The organism is Geminicoccus flavidas, from assembly GCF_009806515.1.
GTDB lineage: Bacteria > Pseudomonadota > Alphaproteobacteria > Geminicoccales > Geminicoccaceae > Geminicoccus > Geminicoccus flavidus.
The window spans coordinates 1-4,629 of the sequence record NZ_WUJP01000882.1 but is presented as its reverse complement, the minus strand read 5'-3'; the positions used below and the strand labels follow the sequence as shown (position 1 = coordinate 4,629).

Here is a 4,629-nt window from a genome sequence, read left to right as displayed (position 1 = left end):
CAGGGCGCACCCTCGACGTTCCAGTGCTTCGGGTTGCGCTCATACACGCCCAGCAGCAGGCCCTTGCCCTCCTGCCGCGCATAGGTGAAGCCTTCCAGGTCCACGAGTGTCGGGATCTGCCGGTCCAGGTCGACCAGCTCGCGGATCGGCTCGGTGACGAGGTAGTGATGCTCCATGGGGGTGACCGGCAGGTCGGCCCCGGCCATCAGCCCCACCTGCTTGGCCCAGAGGCCAGCGGCGTTCACCACATGTTCGGCCATGATCGTGCCCTGCTCGGTCACGACCTGCCAGTGCCCGTCCGGCCGTGGCTGCAGCTCCAGCACGCGGTTGCGCAGGATGACCTCCGCCCCCCGCGCGCGGGCCGCTGCGGCAAAGGCGTGGGTGGTGCCGTACGGGTCCAGGTAGCCGTCGTTCGGATCCCACAGGCCGCCATGAATCCCGGTGATGTCGACGATCGGGCAGAGCGCCTCGATCTCGTCCGGCGAGATCAGCCGCGCCTCCTCCAGGCCGATGCTGCGGAACAGGGCGAGTGAAGCCTGCAGCCATGCCCAGCGTTGCGGCGTGCCGGCAAAGGTGATGGCGCCGGTGACGTGCAGGCCCAGCGCCCGATCGGTCTCGCCGGCGAGCTCCCGGTAGAGCCTGATCGTGTAGTCCTGCAGGCCAGCGATGTTCGGATCGGCATTGATGGCATGAAAACCGGCCGCGGCGTGCCAGGTCGAGCCCGCGGTGAGCTCGCGTCGCTCGATCAGCGCCACCTCATGCCAGCCGAGCCTGGTCAGATGGTAGAGCACGCTCGCGCCGACGATGCCGCCGCCGATCACCACGACCCGGTAGTGCGACCTCATCCGCCACCCCCCGTGTTCCCGATCCAACATGGCTAACCGAACCGGCGGGCAGTGCCTAGACAGGACTGTACGGAAAGACAGGGCCGTGGCGTTGCGACGCCCGGCACTCTAATCAGCCCGGATGACGAGCAGCGGCGGCACCACGCTTTCTCCCCAGACGCGGGTCACGCGGGAAGACTGGCTGCAGGCCGCGCGGTCCGCCCTGATCACGGCCGGGGTCGACCAGGTCAAGGTGCTGCCACTGGCCAGGCAGCTCAGAGTGTCCCGCTCGAGCTTCTACTGGTATTTCCAGAACCGCCAGGAGCTGCTCGACCAACTCGTGCGCTCCTGGCAGGAGACCAACACCCAGGACATCGTCACCCAGGCCAGGCGGCCATCCCGGACGATCACCGAGGGCGTGCTCCATGTCTTCGAATGCTGGGTCGACGGTGCCCCGTTCGATCCGCGGCTCGACTTCGCGATCCGCGCCTGGGCTAGGCGCTCGCCGGAGCTGCAGAACATCGTCCGGGCGGAGGATGACGCCCGGGTCGAGGCGATCAGCCAGCTCTACCGGCGCCATGGCTGGGACGAGACCGGCGCCTTCATCCGGGCACGCGTGCTCTATTTCATGCAGATCGGCTACTATGCCCTGGAGCTGAACGAGCCGCGCGAGCAGCGCCTGCGCTATACGGCAGACTATGTCCAAAGCTTCACCGGCCAGGCACCGCAGCCCGGCGAGGTCGAGGCCTTCCAGCGCATCGCAAGGATGCGGTGAGCGCCGCATGCGCCCGGACCCGCGCACACGCCGGGCGGGCCGCCATCCCGGGTCAGCAGCCGGTCGTGCCGCGCCAGGGTTTCAGCCTCCGATCCAGACCGGCTTACCTGGCCAGGGCCTGCAGCGTGTTGCGGTAGCGGCTGATGATGTCCTGGGTCTTCGTCATCTTCCCGACAAAGCCCGGATCATGCGGCATGACCCGGTAGCCGTCGCCCTGCACCTCGGCCAGATACAGCACGGCACCTTCCTGCGCGTGCAGCCGGGCGATCGCCTCTTCCGGCAGCGACACCCGGCGAGCGAACCTGCGCAGCTTGAGCTCGATCATGCGCGTGCTCCGTCATGACCTGCATAGTGACGGCACGCGGTCCAGAGTGATCTTCTTGCTCGCTTGGTTGGCCGGGTGCGGTTTTATGACCGATCGGGGCGGCGACATGGGGTGGAGGTGCCTCCTCCCGGTGCTGTGGCATTCACGCCTCAGGGAACGGTGCGACCGCACCTGCGACATGGATAGTAGTTAAAATATTTATTAAATATAGACATGCTACCGCGCCTCGCCATGCTCCTCCAGCATCGGACAGGCTCGCAGGAAGATAAGCAACAAATGAGCCCGCAGTCCCGGCAAACGATCATTGGGGACCTAAAGTGGCGAATATTCTAGGAACGACGGGCAACGACCTCATCAAAGGTACGAACGACGACGACACCATTGACGGCCTGGGCGGCAACGACATCATCTTTGCGCGGGGTGGCAACGACACCATCCTCGGCCGTGAAGGTGACAGCACGATCTATGGCGGCACCGGCGACGATCGGATCATCGGCGGCTATGGCAACCAGGATCTGCACGGGGGCACCGGCGATGATCAGATCTGGGGCGGCGGCCTGAACGACCACATCTACGGCGATGGCGGCAACGACTACATCGTCGGCTCGGGTGGCCATAACCATCTGTATGGCGGCGCCGGCAACGACATCATCTACGGCGGCGACGATTGGGAGTTTCCGGCCCAGCCCGAAAGCCGCAACACGATCTTCGGCGGTACCGGCGACGACGCCATCTATGGCGGCAAGACAGGCAACAATGCCCGGGGTGAGGCTGGCAACGACAAGGTGTATGGCGGCGAAGGCGCCGACCGCTTGGATGGCGGCGCCGGCGATGACGCCATCTCCGGCGAAGCTGGCAACGACATTCTGATCGGCGGCGCCGGCAACGACAGCGTGTTGGGCCAACTTGGCGATGACACGATCTACGGTGGCGCCGGCAACGACTACCTGACAGGCATGGACGGCGACGATGTCGTGTTCGGCGGTGCAGGCGATGACCAGCTGATCGGCACCTCATCCGGCACCCACAACAACAACATCCTGGTCGGCGGTTCCGGCTCCGATATCTACTATTTCGGGGCGATCTATTCCGGCGGCGTCGTCGGCTCGAACCTCGTGGTCGATGACCTGGGCGGCTTCACCTTACAATTCTACGACAACATCGACCCGCTCGACAGCAACAATGACGGCCTGATCAACGACCAGGACAGCCTCGCGTTCGTGGTGGACGCGACCTATGACGGGTAGACCGCCGCCTCGCTGCAGCTCACGATCGCCGGCAGCTTTGCCGGCGGCACGGTGACCTTGTTCGGCATCACCTCCATCACCAACGAGGTGGTGCGGCTCGACGAGATGTGAGCCTGTCCCTCACCTGCGCGACCTGGTCATGATCCGCCCGCCCAGCGGCCCGGCTCGGGACCAGCGGGCGGTCCAGCCTGCACCGCGGCGCCGCACAGCACCGCGGTGCCACCGGCCTAACCCTGTGGCTGCAGTGATCACGCAAGCCCAGCCGTGGCCCGGCCTATGCTCATGGTGAGAAGTTATGGCGGATTGGGGCGGGGATATGGGGTGGGGCGGCACCTGGCCCTGGCCGACAAACGTTTCGGCGCTGTGACGTTCCAGCCGCAGAGGAGGATCTGCCAGCTCCTACGGCGTGTAGGAACGTTGATCATTTTATGAACTACCAGACATGTTCATCTTGCCAGCCGAGGCTCTGACCAAGGCGGTTACCTCTAGGAGCAAGCGCAGATGGCGGTGGTGACCGGCACGATCAATGACGATCTCCTCAAAGGGACCAGTGGCCGCGACTGGATGGCTGGTTTGGAAGGGGACGACCAAGTCCGCGGCCTGGGCGGCGACGACGTGATCGACCTTGGCCCGGGCGACGACCTTGCTCATGGTGGCAGCGGCAATGACCTGATCGAGGGCTCGATCGGTGATGACCGCCTGCTGGGCGATGCAGGCGACGACAGCCTGACCGGCGGGACCGGCAACGACACGCTGCAGGGCGGGTGGGGCGACGACGCGCTCTGGGGCGACCAGGGCAACGACCTGCTGCAGGGCGACATCGGCGTTGACCTGATGCATGGCGGGGCCGGCGACGATCGCCTGCAGGGTGGGCAGGGCGATGACCGGCTGTATGGTGGTCCAGGCAGCGACACGATCTTCGGCCAGGAGGGCAACGACTACATCACCGCTGAAGGCGAAGCCCACATCGTCGCCGAGGGCAAGCACATGCTGTACGGCGGCGCTGGAGACGACCAGATCATCGCCGCCTACAGCAAGAGCACCATCTACGGCGGCACCGGCGACGACGATATCTTCCTAGGTGAGGAGGATATCGATCTTTCGTCCTACCCCTCGGCCACGGTCGATGGTGGCGACGGCAACGATCGGATCAACGGAGGGCAGGGCGACGACGTGGTGCGCGGCGGCGCCGGCAACGACTTCATCGACACCAGCCGCGGCAACGACCAGGTCAGCGGTGGGGCCAGCGACGACATCTTGTGGGGCAGAGGCGGCAACGACCTGCTCAACGGCAACACGGGCGACGACAAGATCGTCGGCGGCAGCGGCCAGGACCTCATCACCGGCGGCAGCGGCAGCGACCTGTTCGGGGTCTGGTTCGCCTCTTCGGACGGCTTCCAGAGCATCTCCGATTCCACGGTGACCGAGGCCGACGATATGATCCTCGATTTCACCCGC

General features: G+C 65.6%; 5 protein-coding genes. 3 read left to right on the top strand and 2 right to left on the bottom strand.

Translation table 11 applies throughout. The annotated features are described in order from the left end of the window. Positions 1-845: NAD(P)/FAD-dependent oxidoreductase (locus EQG76_RS25150; protein ID WP_159717406.1), on the bottom strand; the 845-nt coding region annotated here is incomplete at its 3' end. A gap of 121 nt (positions 846-966) precedes the next feature. Between EQG76_RS25150 and EQG76_RS25145 the strand changes: the two genes are divergently transcribed. Continuing rightward, positions 967-1,599 (top strand): TetR/AcrR family transcriptional regulator, encoded by a 633-nt coding sequence (locus EQG76_RS25145; RefSeq protein ID WP_159717404.1) that lies wholly within the window; start codon positions 967-969, stop codon positions 1,597-1,599. A gap of 103 nt (positions 1,600-1,702) precedes the next feature. Here the strand turns inward: EQG76_RS25145 and EQG76_RS25140 are convergent, their stop codons facing one another. Then, positions 1,703-1,924, bottom strand: a complete 222-nt coding sequence (locus EQG76_RS25140; RefSeq protein WP_159717402.1) for an AbrB family transcriptional regulator — start codon at positions 1,922-1,924, stop codon at positions 1,703-1,705. Between the two features lie 317 nt (positions 1,925-2,241). Between EQG76_RS25140 and EQG76_RS25135 the strand changes: the two genes are divergently transcribed. Both EQG76_RS25135 and EQG76_RS25130 read left to right on the top strand, forming a co-directional pair. Then, a complete protein-coding gene (locus EQG76_RS25135) occupies positions 2,242-3,171 on the top strand; it encodes a calcium-binding protein (protein ID WP_159717400.1) in 930 nt (309 codons plus the stop codon). A 501-nt stretch (positions 3,172-3,672) separates the two neighbouring features. After that, positions 3,673-4,629, top strand: a 957-nt coding sequence (locus EQG76_RS25130) for a calcium-binding protein (RefSeq protein WP_321573509.1), incomplete at its 3' end; no start/stop codon positions are given.